The organism is Nocardioides alkalitolerans DSM 16699 (assembly GCF_000426525.1).
Lineage (GTDB): Bacteria > Actinomycetota > Actinomycetes > Propionibacteriales > Nocardioidaceae > Nocardioides > Nocardioides alkalitolerans.
The window spans coordinates 1-26,139 of the sequence record NZ_AUFN01000003.1; the positions used below are offsets into that span (position 1 = coordinate 1).

Annotated in this window: 25 protein-coding genes; 13 read left to right on the plus strand and 12 right to left on the minus strand. The window is 74.1% G+C overall.

Going from position 1 to position 26,139, the window contains the following annotated elements; all coding sequences use genetic code 11:
* The first annotated feature begins 296 nt into the window (after positions 1–296).
* From K329_RS0100540 to K329_RS0100570, 7 genes are all read left to right on the plus strand, one after another.
* Positions 297–1,676, plus strand: coding sequence for an HNH endonuclease signature motif containing protein (locus K329_RS0100540; RefSeq protein ID WP_028471535.1), 1,380 nt, complete (start codon positions 297–299; stop codon positions 1,674–1,676).
* Between the two features lie 123 nt (positions 1,677–1,799).
* Entirely contained in the window at positions 1,800–3,008 is a 1,209-nt protein-coding gene (locus K329_RS0100545; protein WP_084540887.1) for an MFS transporter, read from the plus strand.
* Positions 3,005–3,955: a PDR/VanB family oxidoreductase gene (locus K329_RS0100550; protein ID WP_157571503.1), complete on the plus strand. Its 951-nt coding sequence runs from the start codon at positions 3,005–3,007 to the stop codon at positions 3,953–3,955. The genes K329_RS0100545 and K329_RS0100550 overlap by 4 nt, the downstream gene beginning before the upstream one ends.
* Positions 3,956–3,969: 14 nt before the next feature.
* Entirely contained in the window at positions 3,970–5,166 is a 1,197-nt protein-coding gene (locus K329_RS0100555; RefSeq protein WP_028471538.1) for a Rieske 2Fe-2S domain-containing protein, read from the plus strand.
* Positions 5,153–5,974 carry an alpha/beta fold hydrolase gene (locus K329_RS23615; RefSeq protein WP_084540888.1) on the plus strand — a complete coding sequence of 274 codons (822 nt, stop codon included), beginning with the start codon at positions 5,153–5,155 and terminating at the stop codon, positions 5,972–5,974. Before K329_RS0100555 ends, K329_RS23615 begins: the two co-directional genes overlap by 14 nt.
* The gene (locus tag K329_RS31835) at positions 5,971–6,099 is read left to right on the plus strand and encodes a hypothetical protein (RefSeq protein ID WP_281169782.1); all 129 of its coding nucleotides are present in this window, start codon (positions 5,971–5,973) and stop codon (positions 6,097–6,099) included. The genes K329_RS23615 and K329_RS31835 overlap by 4 nt, the downstream gene beginning before the upstream one ends.
* Positions 6,096–7,397: a M20 family metallopeptidase gene (locus K329_RS0100570; RefSeq protein ID WP_028471539.1), complete on the plus strand. Its 1,302-nt coding sequence runs from the start codon at positions 6,096–6,098 to the stop codon at positions 7,395–7,397. Before K329_RS31835 ends, K329_RS0100570 begins: the two co-directional genes overlap by 4 nt.
* An 18-nt stretch (positions 7,398–7,415) precedes the next feature.
* Here K329_RS0100570 and K329_RS0100575 read toward each other — a convergent pair whose 3' ends face one another.
* From K329_RS0100575 to K329_RS23630, 9 genes are read right to left on the minus strand one after another with little or no spacing between them, the layout of a single operon-like run.
* Positions 7,416–8,135, minus strand: coding sequence for a TetR/AcrR family transcriptional regulator (locus K329_RS0100575; RefSeq protein ID WP_028471540.1), 720 nt, complete (start codon positions 8,133–8,135; stop codon positions 7,416–7,418).
* A gap of 12 nt (positions 8,136–8,147) precedes the next feature.
* On the minus strand, positions 8,148–9,464 hold the full coding sequence (locus tag K329_RS23620; RefSeq protein WP_052336203.1) for an MmgE/PrpD family protein: 1,317 nt from the start codon (positions 9,462–9,464) through the stop codon (positions 8,148–8,150).
* A complete protein-coding gene (locus tag K329_RS0100585; RefSeq protein WP_028471541.1) occupies positions 9,454–10,485 on the minus strand; it encodes an LLM class flavin-dependent oxidoreductase in 1,032 nt (343 codons plus the stop codon). Before K329_RS0100585 ends, K329_RS23620 begins: the two co-directional genes overlap by 11 nt.
* Positions 10,482–11,330, minus strand: coding sequence for an alpha/beta fold hydrolase (locus K329_RS0100590; protein WP_028471542.1), 849 nt, complete (start codon positions 11,328–11,330; stop codon positions 10,482–10,484). The genes K329_RS0100585 and K329_RS0100590 overlap by 4 nt, the downstream gene beginning before the upstream one ends.
* 46 nt (positions 11,331–11,376) lie before the next feature.
* Complete coding sequence (locus K329_RS0100595; protein WP_028471543.1) at positions 11,377–12,306, minus strand: DODA-type extradiol aromatic ring-opening family dioxygenase; 930 nt, start codon at positions 12,304–12,306, stop codon at positions 11,377–11,379.
* Positions 12,303–13,361, minus strand: coding sequence for a 4-hydroxy-2-oxovalerate aldolase (gene dmpG / locus K329_RS0100600; protein WP_028471544.1), 1,059 nt, complete (start codon positions 13,359–13,361; stop codon positions 12,303–12,305). Before dmpG ends, K329_RS0100595 begins: the two co-directional genes overlap by 4 nt.
* On the minus strand, positions 13,358–14,302 hold the full coding sequence (locus K329_RS0100605; protein WP_028471545.1) for an acetaldehyde dehydrogenase (acetylating): 945 nt from the start codon (positions 14,300–14,302) through the stop codon (positions 13,358–13,360). The genes dmpG and K329_RS0100605 overlap by 4 nt, the downstream gene beginning before the upstream one ends.
* Positions 14,299–15,096 carry a 2-keto-4-pentenoate hydratase gene (locus K329_RS23625; RefSeq protein ID WP_211225700.1) on the minus strand — a complete coding sequence of 266 codons (798 nt, stop codon included), beginning with the start codon at positions 15,094–15,096 and terminating at the stop codon, positions 14,299–14,301. The genes K329_RS0100605 and K329_RS23625 overlap by 4 nt, the downstream gene beginning before the upstream one ends.
* Positions 15,093–15,935 (minus strand): IclR family transcriptional regulator, encoded by an 843-nt coding sequence (locus K329_RS23630; protein ID WP_211225701.1) that lies wholly within the window; start codon positions 15,933–15,935, stop codon positions 15,093–15,095. The genes K329_RS23625 and K329_RS23630 overlap by 4 nt, the downstream gene beginning before the upstream one ends.
* Before the next feature lie 333 nt (positions 15,936–16,268).
* Between K329_RS23630 and K329_RS0100620 the strand changes: the two genes are divergently transcribed.
* The 6 genes from K329_RS0100620 to K329_RS29175 all read left to right on the plus strand — a co-directional run bounded on the left by K329_RS0100620 (position 16,269) and on the right by K329_RS29175 (position 23,803).
* Positions 16,269–17,123, plus strand: coding sequence for an ABC transporter ATP-binding protein (locus K329_RS0100620; protein ID WP_245596394.1), 855 nt, complete (start codon positions 16,269–16,271; stop codon positions 17,121–17,123).
* Positions 17,124–17,161: 38 nt separating this feature from the next.
* Positions 17,162–18,157 (plus strand): ABC transporter substrate-binding protein, encoded by a 996-nt coding sequence (locus K329_RS0100625; protein WP_028471547.1) that lies wholly within the window; start codon positions 17,162–17,164, stop codon positions 18,155–18,157.
* Between the two features lie 72 nt (positions 18,158–18,229).
* On the plus strand, positions 18,230–19,081 hold the full coding sequence (locus tag K329_RS23635) for an ABC transporter permease (RefSeq protein ID WP_157571504.1): 852 nt from the start codon (positions 18,230–18,232) through the stop codon (positions 19,079–19,081).
* The gene (locus K329_RS0100635) at positions 19,078–19,845 is read left to right on the plus strand and encodes an ABC transporter permease (protein ID WP_084540890.1); all 768 of its coding nucleotides are present in this window, start codon (positions 19,078–19,080) and stop codon (positions 19,843–19,845) included. The genes K329_RS23635 and K329_RS0100635 overlap by 4 nt, the downstream gene beginning before the upstream one ends.
* Positions 19,842–20,414: a (2Fe-2S)-binding protein gene (locus tag K329_RS23640; protein ID WP_211225702.1), complete on the plus strand. Its 573-nt coding sequence runs from the start codon at positions 19,842–19,844 to the stop codon at positions 20,412–20,414. The genes K329_RS0100635 and K329_RS23640 overlap by 4 nt, the downstream gene beginning before the upstream one ends.
* Entirely contained in the window at positions 20,411–23,803 is a 3,393-nt protein-coding gene (locus K329_RS29175; protein ID WP_052336205.1) for a molybdopterin cofactor-binding domain-containing protein, read from the plus strand. The genes K329_RS23640 and K329_RS29175 overlap by 4 nt, the downstream gene beginning before the upstream one ends.
* 69 nt (positions 23,804–23,872) lie before the next feature.
* On the opposite strand, the gene K329_RS23650 is transcribed toward K329_RS29175, so the two are convergent.
* From K329_RS23650 to K329_RS23655, 3 genes are all read right to left on the minus strand, one after another.
* Entirely contained in the window at positions 23,873–24,856 is a 984-nt protein-coding gene (locus K329_RS23650; protein WP_052336206.1) for an asparaginase, read from the minus strand.
* Positions 24,853–25,674 carry an alpha/beta fold hydrolase gene (locus tag K329_RS0100655; RefSeq protein ID WP_028471549.1) on the minus strand — a complete coding sequence of 274 codons (822 nt, stop codon included), beginning with the start codon at positions 25,672–25,674 and terminating at the stop codon, positions 24,853–24,855. Before K329_RS0100655 ends, K329_RS23650 begins: the two co-directional genes overlap by 4 nt.
* An 87-nt stretch (positions 25,675–25,761) precedes the next feature.
* A partial coding sequence (locus tag K329_RS23655) for a cupin domain-containing protein (protein WP_157571505.1) occupies positions 25,762–26,139 on the minus strand: 378 nt, incomplete at its 5' end.

Here is a 26,139-nt window from a genome sequence, read left to right on the forward strand (position 1 = left end):
CGGGGAGCGGTGAAGGTCATGGGGGGAGTCCAGCAGCGCGCGGGGCGGCGCGGCAACGGGTGGGGGTATCGGGGGCGGGGATGGCTGGCATGGGGTCCGGAGGTCGAGGGCGGGGGCGTGCCGGTGATGGAGGGGCTGAGCGCTTCTCGGGGTGGAGGAGCGAGCGTCTCGAGACCACGCCTCTGGGTGGTGGAGGAGCGAGCGCAGCGAGTGTCTCGAGACCACGCCTCGGGGTTGTTCACAGGGGCTCGATCGGGCGCCCGGCGTTGTCGGTGGTCGCCCTTAGCGTTGGTGTCATGACGGGGGTCAGGGCGGGAGCGCAGAGCGGTGCGGTGGATGTGCATCCGTGGGTCGACTGCGTCGCCGAGCTGACGCGGTCGTTGGACCGGTTGGCCGGGTCGGGGGTCGATCCGGACTGGCTGGACACGTCGGCCAGGGGCGCGTTGCTGGTGGAGCTGGCGCGGGTGGGGGAGCGGGTCGCTTCTCTGCGGTTGCGGGTCCTGGCGGGGGCCGGTGATTTGGCGGCGGAAGCCGGTGCGCGGTCGGCCGGGGCGTGGCTGGCGCACGCGACCCGGCAGGACCCGGGACGCCTGCGGTTCGAGGAACGCCTCGCCGGCCGGCTCGAGTCGTACGACGCGACCCGCGCCGCTCTGCGGTCGGGTGAGGTGTCGGTGGGTCATGCCGCGGCGGTGCTCGATGCGCTGGAGGAGCTGCCTGCGGATCTCGACCCGGACGTGGTGGCCCGCGCGGAGGCGCACCTGCTGGGCGAGTGCGCGTCCTTCACCCCGAGGCAGGTACGACGCCTCGGGCGCCACCTCCTGCGCGTGGTCGCCCCCGAACGAGCCGACGCCCACGAGGAGGCGGTGCTGAACGCGGAGGAGGCCAGGGCACGGGTCCGGACCCGGTTGACGTTGTCGCCGCAGGGCGACGGCACGACCCGCATCACCGGGCTCATCCCCGACCTGTCGGCGGCGGTGCTGTCGCGGGCACTCGAGGCGTATACGAACCCACGCCGCGACCACCACGCCTCCGGTACGACGGGCGCCGCGGCGGGCCACGGCCCCGATGGCGCCGGCACGACGAGCGCCGTGGCGGACGGCGCGGGCGCCGACGGTGCGGGCTCCAACGGTGTGGGCTCCGCGGGCGCGGGTGACGGGCAGCGGATCCCCGCCGAGGTACGCCGGGGGCAGGCGTTCTGCGCACTGGTCGAGCACCTCCCGGTCGACGGGCTGCCCAGCCAGGGCGGGTCACCGGTCGCGGTGATCGCCACGGTCGAGCTCGACAAGCTCACGGACGCCCTCGGCGCTGTCACCCTCGACACCGGTGGCGAGATCTCCGCCTCCCACGCCCGCCGCCTCGCCTGCCAGCACGCACTCATCCCCGCCGTCATGGGCGGGGCGTCTGTGCCGCTGGACCTCGGCCGCAGTGCCCGACTCTTCAGCCACCACCAAGCACGCGCCCACACCATCACCCACCCCGAGTGCCAGACCGACGGCTGCGACATCCCCGCCGCCTGGTGCGAACGCCACCACAAGATGCCCTGGAACACCGGCGGACCCACCGACCTCGCCAACCTCGTCCTGCTCTGCGCCCATCACCACCACCGCGCCCACGACCCGACCTACGCGACCACCTGGTCCGAGGCCGGCGCCGTCACCTTCCACCGCCGGACGTAGGTCGGGAGGAGACCGGACGACCCGCCCACCGGAACGCCACCCCACGCCGTCCCGTGTGACGGATCGACTGCTGTTCACGACCCCGTCGCCCGCCGTACCGTACTTAGTACGGAAGGAGGCGGCATGACGACACAGCAGACGCACGCAGGCTCGACGACGCACGGGCGACGCTCCATGGCCGGGGTCATCGCGACGATGATCTCCGTCGCGACGCCTCCGTTCCTGGTCGGCACGATCGCGATCCAGGTCGCCGCGACCATCCCGTTCTCCGCCGGCCAGCTGGGTCTCGCCGTCGCGGGCTACTACGCCTTCTCGGCCGCGTTCTCGCCGCTCGGCGGTCGCCTCGTGCAGCGCTGGGGGGCCACCCCGTCGATGCGGCTGGCCTGCCTCGGCGCCACGTCCGGTCTCACGGCCATCGCGCTCGCGGACGACGGCACCACCGTCGTCGTCGCGCTGAGCCTGCTCGGGCTGCCCAACGCCCTCGTGCAGCCGGCCGCCAACCAGGTGCTCTCCGACACCGTGCCCGCTCGGCGTCAGGGCGTGGCCTTCGGACTCGTCCAGTCGGCCATCCCCTCGGCGACCCTGCTCAGCGGCGCGCTGCTCGCCTTCTTCCACACGGGGGAGAGCTGGCGGACCGCCGTCGGGATCGTCGCGCTGCTGACCCTCGGCGCCCAGCTGCTCGTCCGCGCGCCGCAGGCGCCCGCCGTACGGCGTGACGACGCGCGCCCGCCGCTGGGCCGCCCGATCGGGGGAGCGCCCCTCATGGCGGCCCTGGTCGCCGGCGCCGTGCTGGCCTCGATGGCGGCGACGAGCCTGCCCTCGTTCGTGGCCTCCAGCGGCGCGACCCGCGGCCTCACGCCCGGCCAGGTCGCCGCCGTGCAGGTCACCGGCAGTCTCGCGTGCATCGGCCTGCGGGTGCTCGCGAGCTGGCGCGGCTCGCTGCTCGAGGGTTGGCGCGTGCTCGTCGGGGTCGCCGGCATGCTCGCCGTCGGGTCCCTCGGGTTCGCGCTGCTCGCGACCCCCTCCGCCGCGCTGTTCTGCGTCGGCGTGGTCGTCGCCTACGCCTTCGGGTGGGGCTGGAACGGCCTGTTCAACCTCAGCGTCTCGCGGGCGCGCGCCGGTCGCGTGTCCGCCGCCACCGGACTCACCCAGGGCGGCGTGTTCTTCGGCGGTGTGCTCGGACCGCTGCTGTTCGCCGGGGTGCTCGACCTCCAGGGCGTCGGCGCGGCCTGGCTCGTCGTGGCCGTGGCCGCCCTCGCCGCGTCGTCGTCGATCGTGCTCGCCGCCCGTCAGTGGGCCGGTGCCGAGGCAGAGAAGGAGTGCACCACATGATGGAAGAAGAAGAGGGCGTGCTCGACCTGATGGTCGAGTCGCTCACCCGCATCGCCGACGGCGTGCTCCAGGTGACCCTGGTCGACCCCGACGGTGCCTGGCTGCCCGCCTGGACGCCCGGGTCGCACATCGACCTGGACACCCCCGACGGCCTGCGCCAGTACTCGCTCTGCGGCGACGCGGGCGACCGGCTGCGCTACACCGTCGGGGTGCTGCGCGAGCCGTCGTCGCGCGGCGGATCGCGCCACGTGCACGAGGTGCTCCGACCGGGCGACGTCGTCGAGGTCGGCGGCCCGCGCAACCACTTCGAGCTGCTGCCCGCCAAGCGCTACCACTTCGTCGCCGGCGGCATCGGCATCACGCCGCTGCTGCCGATGCTGCGCGAGGTCGACGCACGCGGGGAGGAGTGGCGCCTCACGTACGGCGGCCGCACCCGCGCCTCGATGGGCTTCCTCGAGCGGCTCGCGCCGTACGGCGACCGCGTCGAGCTGTGGCCCGCCGACGAGTCGGGGCTGCTCCCGCTCGACCGGCTCTTCGCCGAGGCCGCCGACGGGACGGCCGTCTACTGCTGCGGTCCCGCCGGTCTGCTCGACGTGGTCGAGCGCGCCGGCCTGGCCCGCGACGACGTCGACGTGCACCTCGAGCGCTTCACCGCCAAGGACCTGTCGGGCTTCGTCGACGAGCCGCTCACCGTCGTGGCCTCCCGCAGCGGGCTCGAGCGCCTCGTCGCCCCCGGCGTGAGCGTGCTCGACGTGCTCGAGGAGGGCGGCATCTCGGTGCCCAACGCCTGCCGCGAGGGCGTCTGCGGCTCCTGCGAGGTCGCCGTGCTCGAGGGCACCCCCGAGCACCGCGACTCGATCCGCACCGGCGCCGAGCTCGACGACACCTCCAGCCTCGCCGTGTGCGTGTCGCGCGCGACGACCCCCCGACTCGTTCTCGACATCTGACCTAGGAGACGACCATGACCGCCACTTCGGACGAGCCCCGCGTTGCCAAGCGCCGCAGCCGGGTCGAGAAGACCGCCGAGCCCAAGCCCGAGTCGCCGGGCAACGACTGGTCGTCGTGGCCGACGTACGACGCCGCCACGCGCGGCTTCCGCGACTACTGGTACCCGATCATGTGGGCCGAGCAGATCGGCCAGAAGCCCGTGCCGATCACGCTTCTCGGCGAGAAGATCGTGCTGGTGCGCGACGGCGACCAGATCCACGCCCTGCACGACCGCTGCCCCCACCGCGGCGTGCCGCTCTCGCTCGGTCGCCGGCAGTACGAGGGCACCATCAGCTGCCCGTACCACGGCTGGACCTACAAGCTCGACACCGGGAAGATGTGCGCCGCCCTCACCGACGGGCCCAGCTCGCCCATCAACGGCCGGGTCGGTGTGAAGACCTACCCGGTCGAGCAGCGCCTCGGCCTCGTGTGGGTGTACGTCGGCGACGACGAGCCCGCGCCGGTCGAGCGCGACATCCCCGCCGAGCTGGTCGAGAACGACTTCGCCCTCGGCGGTCGCTGGGACATCCGCGAGGGCAACTGGCGCTTCGCCGCCGAGAACGGCTTCGACGAGGGCCACGCCAAGTACCTCCACAACACCGCTCTGTGGCGCCTGTTCAAGGTGATGCCGGCGTGGAACGAGACCCGCGTCGTCGAGAAGGACGGCTGGCTCATCCGCGTGCAGGACGCCGTGCACTGGGAGGCGAAGTTCCCCGACCTCGGCACCTGGACCAACAAGCGCTGGTACAAGCGGATGCCGCTGCCGGACGCCCCGGGCAAGGCCGACGACGTCAACCCCGTCATCAAGGCGCTCGACCTGCCGGGCTTCGTCTCGATCCGCCTGCCCGGCCTGCTGCGCGTCGCCTACCCGCACTTCATCCACTACGAGTGGTACGTGCCGGTCGACGAGCACACCGTGCGCTACGTCCAGATCATGGTGCGCTTCGAGAAGGGCGCGAAGGCGGCGGCGTTCAAGGCCAAGTACCTCGGCGCCATCCGCTGGCTCTTCCACGGCCAGTTCACCGCCCAGGACGCCTGGATGGTCGACGTGATGGACGCGCCGCCCGAGAAGCTCTACCGCCCCGACCTGTCGCTGACGGCCTGGCGCCGCCACATCGAGCAGGTCTCCCCGAAGGTCCAGCAGGACCCGACGGTCCGTGTCATCAAGTGACGTCGGCCCCGTGCTGAGCCACAGCTGGCGCGGCACGCGGGACGCCGGCACGCCCGTGCTCTTCCTGCACGGGGGAGGGCCGGGCTGCGCCAGCGCCGTCGACTTCCGGTCGGCGGCGCCGGCGATCCTGCCCGCGCGCCCGCACCTCTTCGTCGACCTGCCGCAGTACGGCGGGTCGGTGGCGGCGCGTCACGACGACCCCGTCTTCGACCACCACGCCGAGCGGCTCCGGATCACCCTCGCCTGCCTCGGGGTGGAGCGGGTCGACGTCGTCGCCCAGTCGCTCGGCGGCTCGGTGGCGCTCGCGCTCGCGGCCCGGGAGCCGGGCCTGGTCGGTCGGATCGTCGCGACCGGCAGCCAGCCCGTGCCGGACGAACGCTCGGACGTCGCCCTCGCGGTCGGCGCCCGGACCCGCTACTACGGCGGCGACGGCCCCAGCCCCGCCAAGATGCGCGAGCTGATGGCCGGGCTGGAGTGGCACGACCCCACCGGTCTGCCCGAGGTCGCCGTACGGCGCCGCTACGCCTCGAGCGTCACGCCGTGGGCCCTGGCCGTGGCCGACGGGACGGGCCGCGGCACGCCCCAGAGCCTCGCCGACCGTCTCGACGCGGTCGCGGCGCCCACGCTGTGGCTCTGGGGGGAGCACGACCCCTTTGCGCCCCCGTCGTACGCCGCCGACCTGGCGACCTGCATGCCCCGGGCCGACGTCGCGGTGCTCGCCGCGACCGCCCACCACCCCCAGGCGGAGCGTCCGGAGGAGTACGCCCGCTTGGCCCACCAGTTCCTCGAACGGAAGGACGACCGATGACCACCACCCGCGTGCTCCGCATCATGCTCGCCACCACGCTCCTGCTCGGCGGCGCCTGGCTCGCCCGCCGCACCCTCGTCCAGGTGAACGGCACCGTCGTGCGCGACGTGAGGAACGGCCGGTGAGCTCCGCCGTACGGGACGACGCCGTCGAGGCGGTGATGGCGCACGTCGACGCCGACCTGCTGCGCGAGGTCGTCGTCGGCCTCGTCGACGTGCCGAGCCCCACGGGGGAGGAGCGGGCGCTCGCGACGTGGGCGGTCGACCACCTGGCGGGGGCCGGGGTCGAGGCCCGCGTGCAGCCCCTCGACGACCGGCAGGCCAACGCCGTCGGCCGGGTGCGGGGCGCCGAGGGCGGCCCGTCCCTGCTGCTCTACGCGCCGATCGACACCCTCACCACCGGCAACGCCGACGAGGACGAGCCGTGGGCCGCGGACTCCCTGCGCCCCGACATGCTGCCCCACGCCCGGGTCGACGGCGACCACGTCGTCGGGCTCGGCGCCAGCAACCCGAAGGGCCACGCGGCCTGCGTGATGGTGGCGGGCGAGGCGATCCGACGCAGCGGGCTCGCCCTGGCCGGCGACCTCTGGCTGGGCCTCGGCGCCGGCGGCATGCCGACCAACCGCCGCGCGCGCCCCGACCTGCCCCGCGAGAACGCCGGCCAGGGCGTCGGCTGCTCGTTCATGCTCGAGCAGGGCGTCTTCCCTGACCACGCCGTCATCGCCAAGCCCGGCGGCGCCGTGGCGTGGGAGGAGGTCGGGCTGTGCTGGTTCGACGTCACGGTGCGCGGCACCTTCAGCTACGTCGGCAGCCGCCACCGGATGCCCTACGTGAACCCGATCGTCGAGATCGGCAAGGTCGTGGCGGGCATCGAGGCGTGGCTCCCGACGTACGCCGCCCGCCACACCGCGGGGCTCGTCGCGCCGCAGGGCAACATCGGCTCCGTGCGGGCGGGCTACCCCCACATGCCGGCCGTCTCCCCGGCCTCGTGCACCCTGCGCGTCGACCTGCGCATCGGCCCGGACACCACGCCCCAGCAGGCCCGCCGGGAGTTCGGTGAGGCGATGGCGGGCATCCGCGCCCAGCACCCCGAGCTCGACCTCGACTGGGACATGGTGCTGGCGATCCCCGGCACGCGCACCGACCCCGACGCCCTCGTCGTGCGCGCCGCGGTCGCGGCCTGGGAGACCGACCGGGGCCGGACGCACGAGCCGATCGTCGCCAACAGCGGCGCCACCGACGCCAACATCCTGCGCAGCCGTGGCGTGTCGACGGCGCGCATCGGGATGGACCGCATCGGCCCCGACGCCCCGCTGGCCCTCGACTTCCCGGCCGGCATGAACGTCGTCGACGTGCGGGAGATGGCGCGGCTCACGCGGTGGCTGGTGCGCACCGCCCTCGGGGTGCTGCAGCCGACGGCCTGACCGTCGGCCGGTACGACGTCAGCCGTCGAGGTGGCCCTCGCGCGCCAGGGTCGCCTCGACGGTGTCGCACAGGCACGCGACGCCGAAGGCGAACTGGGCCTCGCCCGGCAGCTCGATCAGCTCGTCGCGCAGCTCGACCAGCCGGGGGAACTCGGTGAGCGGCAGCGACGCGTAGAAGTGGTGCTGCTGGCGCCGCAGCTCGGATTCGTCGGGCGACTCGTCGCTGGTGCCGCGCGCCCAGGGCCGCGGGGTCTGGTAGCTGGCGAACCCGAGCGCGTGCACCATGAGGAAGCCGTAGCTGCGCACCGCCAGCGGCCCGGGGATGCCGCTGCGCATCAGCCGGTCGATCACGACCTCCATCGCGCCCCGACGGGCCTGCGGGCTGTCGGTGATGCGCGAGGAGAGGATCTGGGCGATCGACGGGTGCTCGACCATGAGGCGGCGGAACGCCTGGGCGACGTTCTCGATGGCCTGGCGGGGGGTCTCGTCGGGCTCGCCCTCGGGCAGGGCGAGCGAGCCGAGCGCCTCGTCGGCCATGGCGTCGAGGATCTCCTCCTTCGACCGGAAGTAGCCGTAGAAGGTCATCGTGCCGACGCCGAGGGCGCTGGCGAGGCTGCGGACGGTGAGCTTCTCGAGCCCGCGCTCGTCGGCGAGGGCGAGCGCCTGGCGCGCGATCAGCGGTGCGCTGAGGGTCCGGTCGCGCGGAGGCGTCGGCGGGACGGCAGAGGCATCGTTCATGGCGTCCTCACCCTAGACGCCGCGGACCGCGGCGAGGCGTCGGTGCAACCGGAGACCGGACACGGTGGGGGCCGAATCGAGCCGGCCCAGGTCGTCGAGCACGGGCCCGACCACGTCGGGCGCGACGCCGGCGTCGGCGAGCACGCGCAGCGCCTTGACCCGCAGCCGGCCGGGCGGGACGGTCGGGGGCTCGGCGCGCACGGTGACCTCCGTGCCGTCGTGGGCGCGCAGCAGCAGCCGGCAGCCCCACGTGCCCGCGGACGCGTCGGCCCACGGGCGCAGCTCCAGGGTCGGCAGCGGCGCGAGCCCCTCGAGCGAGGCGGTGCGGAAGAACCGGGCGTCGCCGGCACGGCCCTCTCGGACCGCCGCGACGACGTGGGCGAGGCTCGCCGCCGCCCGCGTGGCGTCGGGCACCTCGACGTCGGTGGTGACGAACCGCAGCAGCGGGGCCGGCAGCTCGACGGTGATCGCGGCGAGCGCGTCGACCCGGTGCGCGCCGGTCTCCAGCGCGGCCGCGACGGACTGCAGCGGGCGGGCGCACGGGTAGGGCTTCGTGGTGGTGGCGCGCACCCCGTCCCCGGGCTCGCGCGGGCCGGGGTCGCCCCACGTCGGGAAGGCGCGGGAGGCGGGACCGCCGAGGTACGTCGCGGAGGCCGTCAGGCCGGCGCCCGCGAGGTGGGCCGCCCGCAGGCCCGCCACGGCGGCGTCGGCGGCCGCCAGGTAGTGGCCGGCCCCGAGGTCGTCGTCGGAGAGCAGACCGCCCGTGCGGGCGGCGGCCAGTCCGAAGGCGGCCGCGAGCGCGTCGTCGTCGAGGTCGAGCAGGAGGCCGACGGCAGCGGCCGCGCCCAGGGCGCCGACCGTCGAGGTCGGCCACCAGCCGTGCGCGTACGCCGCGGGGCCCCCGAGCGCCTGACCGGCGAGGCTCACGACGTCGTAGCCGGCCACGACGGCGTCGAGGAGCGCCGTACCGGAGGAGCCGCGCAGCTCGGCCACGTGCCACGCGGCCGGCACGACGAGCGCGGCCGACAGCACGGCGGCGCCGGGCTCGATGCTGTCGAGCTCGTCGACGTGGCAGGCCAGGGCGTCGAGGCGCACGGCCTGCTCGAGCGGGTGGCCCTCGCCGGCGAACGAGCGGTGCCGTCCGGTGCCGCCCCACGCTCCGGCGGCGGCGACGGTCGTCACCAGCGGGTGGGACGCGCCGAGCCGCATGCAGGCGACCGCGTCGAGGACCTCGAGCGTCGCCCGCTCGCGCACGTCGGACCCGGCCGCCGCGGCCCGACGGACCGTGGCGACCAGGTCGCGGGCGTGCAGGCCGGTCTCAGCCGGCATCGCGCAGGAGGGGGAGCACCTCGGCGGCCACGGCGTCGCGCAGGCGGTGGGGCAGGTCGTACGAGCCGACGTGCTGCAGGAAGATCGACGTGGCGCCGTGCTCCTGGGCGTCGCGCACCTTGGCGACGATCTCCTCCGCCGTGCCGAAGAGCGCGAAGGAGCGGGCGAAGGTGACCGCGTCCTCGTCGCTCACCCACTGCGAGCAGTGCTCGACCGCGAGGTTCCAGTCCTCGGCGTGCACGAGGTCGGGGTAGACCTCCGGCACGTGGGCCGGGACCTCGATCTCGAGCCCGGCGGTGGCCAGCGCGGAGCGGCCGCCGTGCTGCGCGATGCCGGCGCAGATGGGCTTGAGGATCCGGGCGTCGCGCTCGATGTCGTCGGTGACCATCGCGTGGGCCGAGACGACGATCTGCACGGAGCCGGGATCGCGCCCCGCACTCTCGGCGCCCTCGCGGACCAGGCCGACCGCCCGGGCCAGCAGCGGGGTCGAGACGCCGCTGAGCAGCACCGCACCGTCGGCGACCTCGCCGGCCAGGCGCAGGTTGCGGGGACCGCTGGCGGCGACCATGACGGGCACCGCGCCGTACGGGTCGCGCATGCGCACCCGGGCCTCGCCGAAGGACGTCTCGCGGCCCTCGAGCAGGTCGCGGACGGCCGCGATCCCGTCGCGCAGCTCCTTGCCGGTGCTGGGGGAGAGGCCGACGGGCTCGACCGAGCTGTTGCCGACGCCGAGGCCGATGCGGAACCGGCCCGGGGCCGCCTCGGCGACCGTGCGGGCCAGCGAGGCGACGACGCTCGGGTGCCGGGTGACGACGTTGGTCACCGCGGTGCCGAGCCCGATCCGGGAGGTGGCGGCCGCCGCGGCGAACAGCGTCATCCACGCGTCGCGCCACAGCACCTGGGAGTCGGGCACGTAGACGTCGTCGAACCCGGCGTCCTCGACCGTGCGCACGAACTCGGCGATCTCGGCGACCGGCCGGCACGGCGGCACGCGCAGGCCGATCCGGAGGTCACCGCTCACGCGTGCGCCGCCAGGAACGCGAGGGTCTCCTTGTTGAAGCGGTCGGCGTGCTCGTGCTGCGGCCAGTGGCCGCACTCGGGGTAGATCGCCAGCTCGGAGCCGGTGATCGCCTCGCTCATGGCACGGGCCTCGGGCACGTCGCCGAACGGGTTCTCGGCGCCCCACACGACGCGCGTCGGGGCCGTGATCCGGCCCAGCTGCTCGGCGGTGAGGAGGTCGACGCTGCGGTTCTCCATCTCCTGCAGGCACAGCAGGTGGTCGATGTTCTCGACGAAGGAGGGCCGGTGGTAGATCGTGTGGCGCACGTCGACGAGCTCGTCGGTGACGTTCGCCGCGTCGTGCATCAGCAGCTCGAGGCGGCTGCGGGTCAGGTCGCGGTCGTCGGTGGTGACCGCCCGGCGGGTGCTCGTCTTGATGCGCTGCATCACCTCGGGGTTGGCCACGGTGCCACCGGCGGCGACCAGCGCCAGGGTGCGGACGCGCTCGGGGCGGTCGGCGGCGAGGCGGCCGGCCACCCAGCCGCCGAGGGACTCGCCGATGAAGTGCGCCGAGGTGAGGCCCTGGGCGTCCATGTAGTCGAGCACGTGCTGGACGTAGCCGGGGATCCGGTACGGCACGCCCGGGCTGTCGGTGTAGCCGTGGCCCATCATGTCGATCGCGTGGCAGTCGTAGTCGGCGCTCAGCACGGCGACGTTGCGCACGAACGCCTCCAGGTGGCCGCTGGTGCCGTGCAGCAGGATGATCGGCTCGCCGGAACCCGCGCGCAGGGCGCGGGTGCGCAGGCCGCCGGCGTCGACGTACTCCACGGTGAAGGGCACGTCGAAGAGGTCGGTCCAGAGGGTCATCGCTTCTCCTGGGTGAGGTGCGGTGCGGGGTGCGGGTGGGTGGTGGTCAGGCGGGGTCGACGACGGCGACGGCCATGCCGGTCAGCCACTCGTCGACGGGGGCGTAGGCGAGGGTGCGGCCGCGACCGCCCACGGCGGCGGCCATCGCGATCCATGAGCGGATCTCCTGGGCGCCGTTGCCGGCGACCTTCTCGACCTCGTCGTTGGTCAGGGCGAGGGTGGGGGAGAGGTCCCCCGCGGCCAGCTGGGCCAGGAAGTCGCGGTCGAAGTCGGGGTTGATGTCGGGCTCGGCCGCCCGGATGATCTGCCGGCGCCGCACCTCGAACTCCTTCCACTGCTCGCGCCCGTTGAGCCACGCCTCGACGAGGAAGCGGTCGTCGTCGGAGAGCGCGGCCGCCCAGTCGGGCCAGGGGAGGCGGTGCGAGAGGCCGCCGGAGGCGATCACCGCGACGCGCTTGTCGGCGCCGTCGGCCTCGATCACACGCCGTACCGTCTCGCCGATCGCCCGGGCCCGGGGCAGCGGGATCAGGGGCGGGGCGAACATGTTGAGCACCACCGGCACGATCGGCACGTCGAGGTCGGGCACGAGGTGCTGCAGGCTGTGGGTGATGCCGTGGTCGACCGTCAGCCGCAGCGAGAAGGCGGGGTCGAACCCGTCCTGCACGAGGCCGTCCACGAGCGACTTCGCCAGCGCAGTGTCGACCGGCAGGGGGCCGGCGGGCGTCTGGGCCTCGCCCGCGCCGTTGACCTCGGCGACGCCGACGGTGATCGACGGCATGAGGTCGAGGAACAGCCCGCGGAAGTGGTTGGAGCCGATGACGACGACGGCGTCCGGCTTCTTCTCGGCGAGGTAGTCGCGGGCCGCGTGGAGCCCGTCGCGGAAGCGGTGGGCGTCGGGGAGGTGGTCGACCTCGGCCCAGTGGGTGTTCATCAGCGTGCTGTGGGAGGCGGCGACGCCGGCGACGACGGTGCTCATGCGCTCAGCTCCTGGGAGGTCGAGGGGGCGACCGAGGGGTCGGTGGTCTTCAGGTGCTCCAGCGCGATGTCGACGATCATGTCCTCCTGGCCGCCGACGAGCTTGCGACGGCCGACCTCCTTGAGGAGCGTGCGGGCGTCGACGCCGTAGCGCTCGGCGGCGGACTCGGCGTGGCGCAGGAAGCTGGAGTAGGCGCCCGCGTGGCCGAGCGAGAGGGTCTCGCGGTCGACCCGCACCGGGCGGTCCTGCAGGGGCCGCACGAGGTCGTCGGCGGCGTCCATCAGGGCGTCGAGGTCGCTGCCGTGCTCCCAGCCCATCAGGTCGCACACCGCCACGAACGCCTCGATCGGGCAGTTGCCGGCGCCGGCGCCCTGGCCCGCCAGCGAGGCGTCGACGCGCTCGGCGCCGTTCTCGACGGCCACCACGGTGTTCGCGACGCCCAGCGTCAGGTTGTGGTGGGCGTGGATGCCGACCTGGGTGCCGGGGTGGAGCACGTCGCGGTAGGCGCGCACCCGGTCGCGGACGCCGTCCATCGTCAGGTGGCCGCCCGAGTCGGTGACGTAGACGCAGTGCGCGCCCGCCGACTCCATGACCGTGGCCTGCTGGGCCAGGGCGCCGGGGTCGTTCATGTGCGACATCATCAGGAAGCCCGCGACGTCGAAGCCGATCTCGCGGGCCGCGGCGATGTGCTGCAGCGCGATGTCGGCCTCGGTGCAGTGGGTGGCGATCCGCACCGAGCGGGCGCCCGCCGACCACGCGTCGCGCAGGTCCTGAACCGTGCCGATGCCGGGCAGCAGCAGCACGGTCAGCGTCGCGGTGTCGAGCACCTCGGCGGCGGCCTCGATCCACTCGAGGTCGGTGTGGGCGCCGGCGCCGTAGTTGACGCTGCCGCCCGAGAGCCCGTCGCCGTGGCTGACCTCGACGGCGGCGACGCCGGCCGCCTCGAGCGCCGCGGCGATGGTGCGCACCTGGTCGGTCGTGTACTGGTGGCGGATGGCGTGCATCCCGTCGCGCAGGGTGACGTCCTGCAGGTAGATGCGGGGGGTCGTGCTCATGCGGTGGCCTCCAGCGGTCGCCGGGCGACCAGGGTCTCGCCGACCCGCAGGGCGGCGGCGGTCATGATGTCGAGGTTGCCGGCGTACTCGGGAAGGTAGTCACCGGCGCCGGCGACCTCGAGGAAGATCGACACGAGGCTGACGTCGTCGCGTCCCGTCGCGCCGGCGAGGCGCAGCAGCGGGTCGTCGGCGGCGAGCGCGCGGTGCTGCACCGCCTGCTTGACCCGGTAGCCGCCGACGTAGTCGCGGACCCGCTCGGCCATCGCGGCGACGGAGCGGGCGACGGCCCGGGGGTCGCTGCCCGTCGTGAGGCAGTAGACCGTGTCGCGCATGATCATCGGCGGCTCGGCGGGGTTGAGCACGATGACGGCCTTGCCGCGCGCGGCGCCGCCCACCTCGACGATGGCCCGGCTCGTGGTCTCGGTGAACTCGTCGATGTTGGCGCGGGTGCCCGGGCCGGCCGAGCGCGACGAGATCGAGGCGACGATCTCGGCGTACAGGACCGGGGCGACCTCGCCGACGGCCGCCACCATGGGGATGGTGGCCTGGCCGCCGCAGGTGACCATGTTGACGTTGCGGGCGTCCGTGAGGCCGGCGAGGTTCACCGGCGGCACGACGAGGGGGCCGATCGCGGCGGGGGTCAGGTCGACCATCCGCGCACCCGTCGGCTCGATGAGCTCCCAGTTGCGCCGGTGGGCGCCGGCCGAGGTGGCGTCGAAGACGACGGCGACCTCGTCGAAGCCCGGCATCCGCAGGAGGCCGTCGACGCCCTCGGCGGTGGTCGGCACCCCGAGGCGGCGGGCGCGGGCGAGACCGTCGGACGCGGGGTCGATGCCCACCATCGCGGCCATCTCGAGCACCTCGGAGCGCCGGAGGACCTTGATCATGAGGTCGGTGCCGATGTTGCCGGAGCCGATGACGGCCACCTTGTGCCTGCTCATGCGCCGACCTCCTCGAACTCGACCGCGACCTCGCTGGTGCGGTCGCCGTGACGGAACGTCGCGACGTAGCGGTGACCGGGCAGGGCGTCGACCATGGGGCCGAGGGCCCCGCTGAGCACGACCTCGCCGGCCCGCAGCGGCGTGCCCAGGTCGGCGAGCGTGCGGGCCACCCAGGCCAGGGCCGCGAGCGGGCTGCCGAGGCAGGCCGACCCCTGGCCGCTGGAGAGCTCCGTGGCGCCGTCGGTCATGGTCACCGTCACCTCGCGCAGGGCGTCGGCGTCGAGGGCGACCTCGTCGGTGCCGAGCACGAAGAGACCGCTCGAGGCGTTGTCGGCGATCGTGTCGGTGATCGTGATGTCCCAGCCCGCGATGCGGCTGTCGACGACCTCGATGGCCGGCACGGCCCGGGCGATCACGCCGAGCAGCTCGGCGGGGTCGTCGGGCACGGTGGTGACGTCGGCGGCCATGACGAACGCGATCTCCGCCTCGACCCGCGGCGCCAGCACCCGGTGGGCGGCGACGGGCCCGTCGACGGCCATGGAGGCCAGCAGGGTGCCGAAGTCGGGCTGGTCGACGCCCAGCTGGGCCTGGACGACCGGTGCGGTCAGCCCGACCTTGCGGCCGACGAGGCGGTCGCCGGCGGCCAGGCGCCGGTCGATGCCGCGCTGCTGCACGGTGTAGGCGGTGGACAGGTCCTCGGTGCCGATCAGCTCGCGGACCGGGCCCGTGGGGGTGCCGCTCGCGGCGGCGTCCCACAGTCGGTCGGCCGCCTCGGCGACGCTCTGCTCATTCATCGAGAGCGAATCTCCACGACCCGCGGTGCCGCCCGGTAGCCCGGTTCCCGTGAGGCGGAACGCCCGCCGGTACGTCGGACCTCCTCGGCGTTGCGCAGGTAGCGCGACAGCCCGAGCGCCGACGTCTTCACCGCCGCCGCGAGGTGCGGCATCCGGTAGGCGGACACGGGCACCGAGATCGACATCGCGGCGACGACCTCGCCCTGGACGAGCACCGGCGCGGCCACGCACTCCCGGCCGATGGTGGCCTCCTCCCGCTCGAACGCGAGCCCGGTCGCGCGCACCTCGGACAGCTCGCGGGTCAGGCGAGCGGCGTCGGTCGTGGACTTGTCGGTGATGCGCCGCATCGGGCGGGAGAGGAAGTCGGCGCGCACCTCGTCGCTGCTGAACGCGAGCAGCGCCTTGCCGATCCCCGTGCAGTTGAGCGGCAGCCGCCCGCCCACGCGGGAGGGCAGGCCCAGGTCGGAGTGGCCGTGGATCTTCTCGACGTAGACGACGTCGAGGCCCTCCCGCACGCCGAGGTGGACCGTCTCGTGGGTCGCCATGAACAGGTCCTGGAGGAACGGCAGCGCGGCCAGCCGGAGCTGGTGCTCGACCGGCACGAGGCTGCTCAGCTCGAAGAGCGCGATCCCGAGCTGGTAGCCGTCGTCGTCCTGGTCGAGGAGGCGCTGGTCGATGAGCACCGCGGCGAGGCGGTGCACGGTCGACTTCGGCATGCCGGTGCGCTGGGCCAGGTCGGCGAGGCGCAGGTGCTGGTCGCCGCTGCGGAAGGCCTGCAGGATCCGCACGCACTTCTCGAGCATGTTGGCCTGGTCTCGGGCAGTGGAGTTCCGCGGCACGGGACACCCCCTTTCACGTAGGCCCGTGACCCGGCTTGCATACCGGCCCAACGGGTCGAACGGCCGCTCGGCGGATCGACCTGGACGGCGTCACCGGGCGGGGAGCCGGCCGAAACAAACAGGAAATGTCTTCGGTGGAGGCTTCAGCCCGGTGAAATAAAATGTACCGTACAAAGTACGGAGACCGGCTCGATGCGATCAGAACCGCGTGGACCGGAGGCGGGTCGGCAGCGTCGACGACGTCCGCGCTCCGTCAGGTCGTCCCGTACGACGGGAGCGATCCCGTCGCGTCGATCGGCGCCGCACCAGCGGCACCAGGGAAGGAAGAACCCGATGAGCACCCACATGGCCACAGCACCCGAGCAGGGGTCCGCGTCCTCGGGAGACCCGATCCTGGAGGTCCGCGAGCTGCGCAAGCGCTACCGGGCCGACGGCCCGCTGGTCTGCGACGGCCTCGGCTTCCGCGTCGAGCGCGGCGAGTTCGTCGCCATCATCGGCCCGTCGGGGTGCGGCAAGTCGACCCTGCTGCGGATGATGTCGGGCCTGCTGGCGCCGACGTCCGGAACGGTGGCGCTCGACGGCCGCACGATCTCCAAGCCCCCGCCCGAGATGGCGCTGGTCTTCCAGGACTACACGCGCTCCCTCTACCCGTGGCTGACGGTCGAGAAGAACGTGCGCTTCCCGCTGGCGGGTGACAAGAAGATGCCGGCGGCGGAGAAGTCGCGCCGGGTCGCCGAGGCGCTCGCCAGCGTCGGGCTGACCGGCTTCGAGGGCTACTACCCCGGGGCGTTGTCGGGCGGCATGCAGCAGCGGGTCGCGATCGCCCGCGCCATGGCGTTCCAGCCACAGATCCTCCTGCTCGACGAGCCCTTCGCGTCGGTCGACGCGCTCACGAAGGAGGGCCTGGAGGACACGCTGCTCGACGTACGCGACCGCCTGCGCGACGCGGGCAACACGATGCTGATGGTCACCCACGACATCGACGAGGCCATCTACCTCGCCGACCGCATCGTCATCCTCAGCAAGCCGCCGTGCGTGGTCGCCGAGGAGCTCCAGGTCCGGCTGCCCCAGCCGCGCACGCAGGTCGAGACGCGCAGCGACCCCGAGTTCCTCCGCATCCGCGCCTACATCCACGACGTCATGGGTCTGACCCACCAGCGGCAGGCCGTTCCCGGGCAGCAGAACTGACGACCCCCACCGTGACAGACAGAAAGCAGGGAACGACCATGCGCAGCATCTCCACCCAGCACCGCGTCGGCGCGCTCGTCGCCGTCGCCTCGCTCGCCCTCCTCACGGGCTGCGGCGGCGGCGACGGCTCGGCCGCGGCCGACGTCACCGAGAACGCGGACGGCACCACCAGCATCACGATCGCCACCGTGGGCTCCGACTCCGGCTCGCAGGCCTTCTACGCCGAGCAGAAGGGCTTCTTCGAGGAGCAGGGCCTGGACGTGACGGTGGACATCGTCGCCAACGTGCCCGAGCTGGCCGCGGCCGTGGAGTCGGGCGACGCCCAGTTCGCGCTGACCTCGCCGACCTCGATCGCCTCGGCGAACGCCGCCGGCATCGGCTTCCAGATCGTCGCCGGCGGCGCGGTCTACACCCCCGACAACCCGGGCGTCTGGGTGATGGTGCCCGAGGGCAGCGACATCGAGTCGGTCGAAGACCTGGCGGGCACGTCGATCGCCGTCAACGCCCTCAACACGATGCCGCACCTCTCCACCCTCGCGACGCTCGACGACGCCGGCGTGGACGTCGACGACGTCGACTTCGTGACCCTCGACTTCACGCAGGTGGGCCAGGCGTTCGAGAGCGGCCAGGTCGACGCGGCCACGGTCACGGCGCCCTTCAACGCCCAGATCGAGTCCGCCGGCCTCGGCACGGTGCTGGCCTCGCCGTACGACGCGGTGAACGACCAGGAGGAGTTCTACAACACCATCTGGTTCGGCCAGGGCGACCTCGCCGAGGCGCAGCCGGAGCTCGTGGAGAAGTTCGCCGCGGCGCTCGCGGCCACCAACGAGTGGGCCAACGACCCGGCCAACCGGGACGAGCGCGCGGGGATCCTGCAGGAGTACACGAGCCTGACGGACGAGTCGCTGGCGAACCTGCAGCTGCTGCAGTTCGGCGACGAGCTGAGCGACGACATGGTCCAGCCCGTCATCGACGTCATGAGCCGCTTCGACGTGCTGCCCCGGCCCGTCGAGGTCGGCGACATCATCGCCTGACCCCGCCCCCTGGCGCGGGGTGGCGACCCCGCCCCGCGCCACGGACCGCCACGATCGTCCGGAAGGACCGCCATGAGTACGACGACACCGGTGCGCGAGGCACCGGCGACGGACCGCGAGCCCGCGGCCCCGCCCGCGAGCCCGCGGCGACGACGCTCGTTCCGCCCCCAGCTGCGCGGACTGGTGTTCGCCGTGGGGCTGCTCCTGCTCCTCGAGCTGCTGACCGCGACGGTCATCACCTCGCTCTACGTGCCCCGTCCCTCGGAGGTCGCGGCGGCCCTGGGCCAGGAGCTCCGGGCCGGCGACATGCTCTCGGGCGTCGGCACCACGATGGGCGCCTACGCGCAGGGTCTCGGCATCGCGATCGTGGCGGGCGTCCTCTCGGGGGCGGTGCTGGGTGCGTCGAGGACGGCCTGGCAGCTCTTCCGGGTGGTCATCGAGTTCCTGCGTCCGCTGCCGTCGGTCGCGCTCATCCCGTTCTCGATCCTGCTCCTGGGGGTGGGCTCGACGACGACGGTCGCGATGATCGTCTACGCCTCGCTGTGGCCGATCCTCTTCAACACCTACTACGGCGTCCGGGGCGTCAACGAGGTCTCGATCGACGCGGCGCGCACCTTCGGGCTGAAGCGCTGGCAGATCTTCCTGCGCATCCAGCTGCCGGCGGCCGCGACCAGCATCGCCACCGGCATCCGGGTCAGCTCGGCGATCGCCCTCATCCTCGTCATCACCGTCGAGATCCTCACCCGCAGCGGCGGGCTCGGCTACTACATCGTGCGCATGCAGGTCGCGATCCGCACCGAGGACATGTACGCCGGCATCGTCGTGGTCGGCGTGCTCGGCTACGCGATCGCCGTGCTCATGAGCTGGTTGGAGCGCCGCGTGGTGTTCTGGAACGCCGACCACCGCACCGACGGGAGCCGATGATGGAGAACCGACTCGCCCGGGTGGGCTGGCGCCTGCTGCCGTGGCTCCTGCCCGTCACGGTCCTCGTGCTCTGGGAGTACGGCGGCCGCACCAGCGACTCCATCTACCTGCCCCCGCTGAGCGACGTGCTCGTCGCGCTGCGCGAGGACTGGGTGTGGGAGGGGGCGCAGGACGACCTGCTCCCGAGCCTCCAGCGGTTCGCGCTCGGCTACGTGCTCGGCGCGGTGCTCGGCATCGCGTTCGGCCTCGCCATCGGCTCCTCGCGCCGCGTGGCGGAGTACACGACCCCGACCATGGAGTTCCTGCGGGCCCTGCCGGCCGTCGCGGTCCTCCCGATCGCCGTGCTCCTCTTCGGTCTCGGCAACGGCATGCGCATCTCGATCATCGCCTTCGGTGTGCTCTTCCCGGTGCTCGTCAACACCATCGCCGGCGCCCGCAGCGTCCGCCAGGAGCGCGTCGACGTCGCCCGCATGTACGGCCTCAGCCGGCTCCAGGTGATCCGGCGGGTCGTGCTGCCCTCGGCCATCCCGATGATCTCGGCCGGGCTCCGGGTGGGCCTCCCGATCGCCCTCATCATGATGGTGGTCTCCGAGCTGGTGGGCGGGCAGAACGGCATCGGGTTCTACCTCACGCAGGCGCAGTCGATGTTCGACATCGCGGGCATGTTCACGGCGCTGCTGATCCTCGGCATCCTGGGCAACGTGATCAACGCCGCCTACTCCTGGGTCGAGAACCGTCGTCTGCACTGGGCGAGCCACCTGTGAGCGCCCTGCGTCGCCGTACCGACGCCCCGGCCACCGCTGCCGCCGCGACCCCGCTCGTGACGCTCGTCGTGAACGGGCGGTCGGTGGAGGCCCCCGCCTCGCGCCCGCTCGCCCGGGTGCTGCGCGACGACCTCGACCTCACGGCCACCAAGGTGGCATGCGGTCGCGGGGAGTGCGGTGCCTGCACCGTGCTCGTCGACGGGCGGCCCACGATGTCGTGCGTGACGGCCGCCGGGCTCGTGCGCGGGCCCGTCGAGACGCTCGAGGCGCTCGCCGACGAGGCCACCGACCTGCGCGAGGAGTTCGCCGACGCCGGCGCCTTCCAGTGCGGCTTCTGCACCCCGGGCCAGCTGGTGCACGCGACGGCGCTCGCCCGGCGCGCCGACGAGCTCGTCGGCGGCGACGACCTGCCCGGCGCCGTCCGCGCGCGGATGTCGGGCAACATCTGCCGCTGCACCGGCTACCAGGCGATCACCGCCTCGGTCTGCGCGGTGCTGGAGCGGCGCGCGGCGGGGGCGACCTCGGGCCCGTCGTGCGGGCACGCCGACCCCGAGGAGGCCGCGTCGTGAGCTACGTCGGCTCCCGGGTCCGTCCGATCGACTGGGAGGCCCGCACCCGCGGGGAGACCCGGTTCGCGGCCGACCTGACCTCGCCCCAGCACCTGTACGCCGCCGTCCTGCGCTCCCCGCACCCGTACGCCGAGATCGTCGCGCTCGACGTCTCGCGCGCGGAGCGGCTGCCGGGCGTCCGCGCGGTCATCACGACCGCCGACTTCCCGGAGGGCATCACCTACCTGCACCGCGGCGCCCCGCTCTCCGACCGCCCGCCGCTGGCCGCCGGGGTCGTGCGCCACGTGGGCCAGGAGGTCGCGGCGGTCGCGGCCGACACCCCCGAGGAGGCGCGCGCCGCGCTGCGGGCGATCCGGGTGCGCTACCGGGTGCGCCCGGCGCCGCTCACCCCGCGCGACGCGCTCGCGGACGGCGCGCGCCGCCTGCACCAGCGCGTCACCGACGAGGCGAACGTCGCGTTCCGGCTCGACGCCACCTGGGGCGACGTCGAGACCGGCGGGCGCGCCGGCACCACGGTCGTCGAGGGCGACTACGTCTACCCGAGCGTCTCGCACGTGTGCATGGAGCCGAACACCACGCTGGCCGCCTGGGACGAGGCGTCCGGGACCGTGGAGCTGTGGACCTCGACCCAGGCCCCCTGGTTCATCGCCAAGGAGGTCTCGCACCTGCTGGGCATCCCGCACGACGCCGTGATCTGCCGCGAGGTGGCCGTCGGTGGCGGGTTCGGGTCGAAGTCGAAGGCCTCCGAGCACGAGGTGCTGGCCGCCGCGCTCTCGCGCAAGGCCGGCCTCCCGGTGCTGCTCGAGCTCTCCCGCGAGGAGGAGTTCGGCTCCAACAAGCCGCGCCACCGGTTCGAGACCCACCTGCGCACCTCGGCCGACGAGCACGGCACGCTGCGGCTCTTCGACGCCGACGTGCTCGTCGACAACGGCAGCTACAGCCACATGGGCACGTCCGTGATGCGGGTCGGCATGATCACGCTCGGCTCGATGTACCGCCCCGACGGCGCCCGCTTCACCTCGCGCCTGGTCGACACGGCCACGCAGCCCGGCGGCCAGTTCCGGGGCTACGGCACCCCCCAGGTGTCGCTGGCCGTCGAGTCCCAGGTCGACGAGCTCGCCCTGCGGCTGGGCCTCGACCCGCTCGAGATGCGGCTGCGCAACCTCGGGCCCGAGAACGAGACGACGCTCTGCGGGTACGACGTCACCACCTCCCGCCTGGGCGACTGCCTGGTGGCCGTGCGCGAGGGCCTCGACTGGGACGCCCGGAAGACCGCCGTGGCCACCGGGGCCGCCGGCGGCAGCAGCAGCCGGGGGCTCGGCGTTGCCGCCGGCATGCACGGCAGCGGGGCCTACGCCTACGAGTTCGCCAACCGCAGCGACGCCGCGATCGACCTCTTCGCCGACGGGCACGTGCGCGTGCGCCACGGCAGCGCGGACGCCGGCACGGGGCAGAACACGATCCTCGCCCAGATCGCGGCCGACGAGCTGGGCGTCGACCTCGCCGACGTCGAGGTGCTCTCGATGGACAGCGAGCGCACGCCCTTCGAGCTGGGCGCGTGGTCGTCGCGGGGCACGCACATGACGGGCTCCTCCGTCGGCCAGGCGGCGCGCGAGCTGGGCGACCAGCTGCGCGCCCTCGCCGAGGACAAGCTCGGCGGTGGCCCGGTCACCCTGCGCGACGGCCGCGCCGTGGCGCCGACGGGCGAGGTCGACCTCGGTGACCTCGTGGGCCTCAGCGACGCGGCCGAGGGCGACGTGCTCAGCCACGAGACCAGCTACGTGCTCGAGGGCACCGAGATGATCTCGACGGGCAAGGACCGGTTCAACCTCTCGCCCACCTACGCCTACGCGGCGCACGGCGCGCTGGTCGACGTCGACCGCCGGACCGGCAAGGTCACGGTGCTCGACTACGTCGCCGCGCACGACGTCGGCCGGGCCATCAACCCGACGGCGGTCGAGGGCCAGATCGCGGGCGGTGCCGCCATGGGGCTCGGTGCGGCCCTGGGGGAGGAGCTCGTGCGCGAGGGCGGGCGGGTCGTCAATCCGACCTACCTGCACTACGCGATGCCGCGCTCCGCCGACCTGCCGTCGATCCGCCCGGTGATCGTGAACGCGGAGGACCCGGCGGGTCCGTACGGCGCGAAGAGCGTCGGCGAGATGTCGATCGTCCCGCCGGGCGCCGCGGTCGCGAACGCGGTCCGCGACGCGGTGGGCGTCCGCATCACCGAGCTGCCGATCACCCCGGACAAGGTGGTCACGGCGCTCGCCGAGCAGGAGGGCCGCCGGCGCCACCACGGCCTCTGGCGTCGCCCGGGCCGCTGGTGGGTCGCGCTGCTGCGCGCCCTCTACCCGTACGGGCTGCACCACGTGCTGCACCACTGGGGCACGCGCCTGGGTCGCGGGGTCGGCCCGGCCGGCCACCGCCCGCCCGCGCCGCCCGAGGTCCTGCGGCCGGGGAACCTCGACGCCGTCGTCGCCGCCGTGGCCGACGGCGCCCAGCCGATCGGGGGCGGCACGGACGCGCTCGTGGAGCGGGAGCGGCAGTCCCGCCCCGCACCGGTGCTGGTGTCGACCATCGGGGTGCCGGCGATGCGCCGGATCCGGTCGGAGGACGGGGCCCTGCTCGTCGGGGCGGCGGTCAGCCTGGCCGAGCTGGAGGAGGCGCTCCCGCCCGAGCTCGCCTTCGTCGCCGACGCGGTGCGCAGCATCGCCTCGCCCCAGATCCGCAACAGCGCCACCGTGGGCGGCAACCTCGCCCAGGAGAAGCGCTGCTGGTTCTTCCGCAACGGCTTCTCCTGCTACAAGCGCAACGGCGTGACGAGCCCCTGCTACGCGGTCACCGGTGACCACCGCTTCCAGCACGCGGTGATCGACGGGCACCGCTGCCAGGCGGTCACCCCGTCCGACCTGGGCACCGTGCTCCAGGCGCTCGACGCGGAGGTCGTGCTGCAGCGCGGTCAGACCACCCGTCGGCTGCCGCTCGCCGACCTGTACGACGGGCCGGGCGAGCTGGCGCTCGCTGACGGCGAGATCGTCCAGCACGTCGTCGTACCGGTGCCGACCTCCGGCCGGCGGGGGAGCTTCCGCAAGCTCGCCCTCTACCAGGGCGACTTCGCCACCGCCTCCGCCACGGTCACCGCGAGCGTCGACGACGACGGCACGTGGCACGACGTACGCCTGGTGCTCGGCGCCATGGCCCCCACGCCGTGGCGCGCGACCGCGACGGAGCGGGCGCTCGAGGGCACCACGCCGACGGTCGCCGGCGTCCGCCGGCTGCTCGACCGCGAGCTCGACCGGCACGCCCACCCGCTGCCGGGCAACGGGTGGAAGCTCGACGCCGTCGCTGGCCTGGTCGAGCACGCGGTCGAGGACCTGCTCGCGCAGTAGTCGCCTGCTCGTGCCGGGGGTGACCGGCTCCCCCGGAGGAGCCGCGCTGCCGCCCCTGCCGGGTCACGGTCAGGGGCGGCAGGCGTCGACCAGGTCCTGGAGCCCGGGCGCACCCGGAGCCGGCTCCGTCGCCAGCGCGACGGCGAGCAGCAGCCGGGCCTGGACGGCGGTCAGCAGGCCGGCGCCCAGGTGCGGGGCGGTGAGCGCGGCGTCCGCCGTACGCCCGCGAGCGGTGCGCCGGGCCACGCAGACGACGACGCCGGCCGCGTGCGCCGCGTCGAGGGCCTCGCGCTCGGCCGCCGGCACGAAGCCGGCGCCCAGCCCGCTCACCACGACGCCGCGGGCTCCCGAGGCCACCGCCGCCCGGACCGCGCCGCCGTCGGCGCCCAGGTGCGACGCGACGAGGGCCACCGGGGCCAGCCGGTCGGGCAGCGGCAGGCCCGCCAGGGGCGAGGGGCATCCCGGCACGTCCAGCCGGGGTCGCTCGCCGGGGTGCACGGTGCCGAGGCGGTGGCCGCCGGCGCGGAAGGCGTCGAGGTCGTGGGTGTGGGTCTTCGCGAGACCGACCGGGTGCAGCACCGCGTCGTCCGAGACCACGACGCAGCCGGCCCCGACACCCTCGGGCGTCGCCGCCAGCGTGAGGGCGGCGACGAGGTTGGCGGTCGCGTCCGTCCCGAGCGCCGTCGGCGGGCGCATCGCGGCCGTCAGCACGACCGGCACCGGCGCGGGCCCGACCAGCCAGAGCAGGAAGGCGACCTCCTCGAGGGCGTTGGAGCCCAGGCTGACCACGACGCCGCTCACGGTGGCCGGGTCCGTACGGCGCAGGCGTGCGGCGAGGTCGAGGACCGCCGCGGGGGTCAGGTCGTGGCTCGCGCCGGCGGAGACCTCCTCGACGTCGACGGGGCCGAGCCGCTCCGGAAGGTCGGCCAGGAGGTCCCGGGCCGCGACCGTCTCGCCCGTGCGCCAGTAGCGGTCGCGGTCGGTGGCGTCGTGGCCCCGGGCCTGGAGCGTGCCGCCGAGCGCGAGCCAGAGGACACGTCGTCCCGCGGTCACGGGACGACCGGTCGGCCGAGGTCGAGCGGTGCGGCGAGCTCGGCCAGCACAGCGGCGGCGAAGAGATCGGGCCGGTGGTCGACGGAGGGCACGCCGGTGCCGGGGAGCACGCTGGTGCGCACGACGGGTGCCGCGGTGAGGCCGTCGACGAGCCGCGGGACGTCGGGCAGGGAGTACTCGTCGTCCTCCCCGCACACGACGAGCGTGGGTACGGCGACCGACCCGATGCGCTCCTCCATCCGGTAGCGGTTGACCGCGGCGTGCCCCTCCTCGACGCGGTCGAGCACGCCGAGGGCGTCCCGGAGGAGGCGGTCGAGGAGGTCCGGGCGGTCGGGCGGATAGAAGGCGCGGCGGCGCGCGCGGAGAAGCCCGACGTGCGACCCGTCCGGTGCGACGTCCACGTGGTCGATGGGCGGCGCCTCGGCGACCCGCGCGCGGCGTGGCCCGTCGACGTACGGGACGCCGGAGAGCACGAGGCCGCTCACCCGCCGGCCCCGGCGGGCCGCGACCTCGAGCGCGACCACGCCGCCCGTGTGGTGGCCGACGAGCAGCACGTCGTCGAGGTCGAGCGCGTCGAGGAGGTCGTCGACCGCGTCGGCGAACAGCTCGATGCGGAAGGGCTGGTCGGTGCGGGCGGAGGCGCCGAAGCCGAGGGTGTCCATGGCGATCGCGCGGCAGTGCGGCGCGAGGAGGGGGAGGACGTCGCGGTACTCGTCCCAGCTGCGCGGCGTCTGGTGCAGGAGCACGACCGGCCGCCCGGAGCCTGCCTCCACGTGGTGGAGCTGGCCGAAGCGCGAGTCGGTGTACGCCTTGAGCACGGGACCTCCCGGGGTTGGTGGTCCCGAACCTAGGAGCCGTGGCGGCGCCGCGTCGGGCGGTGTCCCGCGAGACGGGTCGCGGGCGCGTCAGTCCCTCGGGCCCCCGTGCATCAACCCGTCGAGCGCCCCGGCGGGCAGCGAGGCGGTGAGCTGGTCGTCGTACACGCCGTCGACCAGCACGAAGACGACGCGGGCGGTGACGTCGCCGCGGTTCGCCCAGGCGTGGTCGGTGCCGCGCTGCACCACGACGTCACCTGCCCGCAGCGTGACCTCGGAGTCGTCGAGCACGAGCGTGATCTCGCCCTCGAGCACGATGCCGTAGTCGATCGTGGCGGTGCGGTGCACGGGGGACTGGAGGCCACGCTCGTCGAGGTGGCCGGGGGCGAACTCGTTGACGCGGATCTTCGTGCCCAGCTTCGGCGGCGGCACGGTGAGGTCGCGCTCGGTGGGGTCGATCGCCTCCCG